1 protein-coding gene is annotated in these 2,589 nt (G+C 63.5%); it reads right to left on the bottom strand.

Features of this window, described 5'->3' with window-relative positions:
- The coding region (locus tag EN994_RS26440) for a VCBS domain-containing protein (RefSeq protein ID WP_206530504.1) at window positions 1-2,377 on the bottom strand (2,377 nt) is incomplete at its 3' end.
- Between the last annotated feature and the right edge of the window lie 212 nt (window positions 2,378-2,589).

Below are 2,589 nucleotides of genomic sequence, written 5' to 3'. Positions count from 1 at the left end.
CGCCGCCGATGGTGACGCTCTGCACGTCGTCGAGCCCGTCGGCGTCCGACACCGTGAAGGTGCCTGTCGCAACCGTGCTGCCGTCGCCGGCCGCCGAACCCGCCGCCAGACCTGCTTCATAGACCTGGTCATGCGCGCCGGCCGGGTTGCCCTGGTCGACGACGATCTGCGGCACGTCGTTGGTGCCGTTGATGGTGATGGTCAGCGTTGCCGTATCGGTGTCGCCGTCGGCATCCTTCATCGTGTAGTTGAAGGTCTCGGTCAGCGTCTGGCCGGCGTCCAGCGCCTGCACCGCCGGATCGGCGTTGTTGAGCGTATAGGTGTAGGTGCCGTCGGGATTGGCCACGAAGGTGCCGTGCGCGCCCGTCGTCGAGCCATCCCAGCTGACGAAGCTCGTCGGCGTGTCGGCGCCCGGCCGGTTGTTGGCATGCAGGTCGTTGGTCAGCACATTGCCGTTGACCGGCGAAAGCGCGTCCTCGCTGATGCTGTTGGTGTCGTTGACCGCATTGGGCATGTCGTCGACGATGTCGATGACGATGGCTGCCGGAGCCGACGACGAGGTGCCGTCAGAGACGGTGAGCGAGAAGCTGTCGGTCTCGGTGACTGCGGGAACGTCCGTCGTCGTGCTGGTCAGCGTGTACTGATAGGCAGCAACGCCGGTTGCCGGGTTGTAGCCGGTGATCAGCAGCGTGCCGTGGTCGCCCTGGAAGACCGAACCGTTAAGGCTGCCAATGGCAACCGTGACGCCGCCGATGGTGACGCTCTGCACGTCGTCGAGCCCGTCGGCGTCCGACACCGTGAAGGTGCCTGTCGCAACCGTGCTGCCGTCGCCGGCCGCCGAACCCGCCGCCAGACCTGCTTCATAGACCTGATCATGCGCGCCGGCCGGGTTGCCCTGGTCAACGACGACCTGCGGCACGTCGTTGGTGCCGTTGATGGTGATCTCGACCGTTGTCGTCGAGGTGTCGCCGTCGCCATCGGTCAGCGTATACGTGAACGTGTCCGTCAGATGCTGGCCGGTGGTCAGCGCCTGGACCGCCGCAGCGCCGTTGTTCAGCGTGTAGCTGTAGTGGCCGTCCGCATCGATCGTGATCGAACCGTAACTGCCCGCCACGGCCGACCCGACATGGCCCGAGGCCGATGTGACCGTGCCTGCCTCGACGCCCGTTACCGTCGCCCCGTCCGCGCCCTTAACGTCGGCGACGCCGTCCGTCACATTCGCGTCCGCGCCGCCGCTGGCCGTGATCACGTTGCCGTCCGCGACCGTCACGCCGTCTTCCGTCACGCTGTCCGTATCGGCAACCGCGGTCGGCACGTCGTCGACGATGGCGACGGCAAAGGTGGTGCTGGCCGAATCGCCGTCGACGTCCGTGACAGTGATGCTGAAATTGTCCGGAACCGTGTCGTTGGGATCGAACCCGTTCGTGTGCTCGGGATGAGTGACCGATTCGGTCACCGTGTAATTGTATTGGATAGCACCCGTGCTCGGATTGTAGGAGACGATCTCCAAATAGCCGAACTGGCCCGGGATCTGCTGGCCGACGCCGGTGACGGCGACACCGTTGATAACGATCGACCCGATTCCATCCGGTGCGTCGATGCTGATCGTTCCGATGCCTGAGGTTTCGGAATTGCTTGGCGCGTCGCTGCCAGGCGATTGTGTCTGGTTGCCATCGAGGCCAGTTTCACTGGCCGCTTCGGTCGGGGCAAGCAGTGACGTGGCCACCACTGAAACCGGCCTGTCGACGATGGACGGGAACAGTTCGCGGCGATCCAGAAGCCCAAACTGCAAGGCGGTCGGCGGCAGCAATGCCGACAGGTCGAACCCGTCGCCGATGCCGCCGGGGGGAACCGAGAAATCACCGCCTGCGCTTGAATTCGAACCGCCGGGGCCGGCCGAGATGGAACCGTCGGCGCCGAAGGCGACATCGACATGGCTGGCTTCCAGCGCCGCCAGCAAGGCAACGCGCGGCACCTCGACGTCGCCGATGATGAAGGTCGGCACGTTCAGGGCGCCGTCCTTGATCACGATCACCGAGCCGTCGGCCTGTTCGAGTACAAGGTTTTGGCCGGCGACCTTGATGTTGTCGATGGAGGCGTTGGCAGGAAGCCTTACCACGTGGCTGGCGTCGGCTACATATTCGTGCGGCGCAGCTGCCGGCAGCGTCTTCGCTTCCGCGGGGGCTTCCGGCTTGACGGGCGCTCCGCCGCCGACATCGACCGGCACCGGTTCGGACGCTGCCGGTGCGGCCTGCTGCGTCGAATTTGCCTGTGCGACCCGGATCTCCGCCGGCGATGCCTGATCGCCGTGTTCACTGGACGCGGAATGCTCGTTCAAGGAACCCGAAAAGCTGTCCAACTCGATATTGTTCGTCATGGCTGAAACCCCTCCGATATTTACCGGATAGAGACAGCGGCCATTTCTACTTTGCAACTGCCCCCTAATCTATTTCATATACTATGATATGCATTGCTCGGCATTTTTTACACGTGGTAAACCGCGACAATATAACCTGATATATGGTGGCTTCCGGAGGCTTCCCTAACGGAGGACTGGCCGGGATATTTTGGTAAATCGAAGTATAAAAT

The sequence above is a fragment of the Mesorhizobium sp. M7A.F.Ca.CA.002.09.1.1 genome (assembly GCF_003998555.1).
GTDB lineage: Bacteria > Pseudomonadota > Alphaproteobacteria > Rhizobiales > Rhizobiaceae > Mesorhizobium > Mesorhizobium ciceri.
Note: the sequence above shows the minus strand (reverse complement) of the source record. Positions and strands in the feature narration are given on the sequence as shown.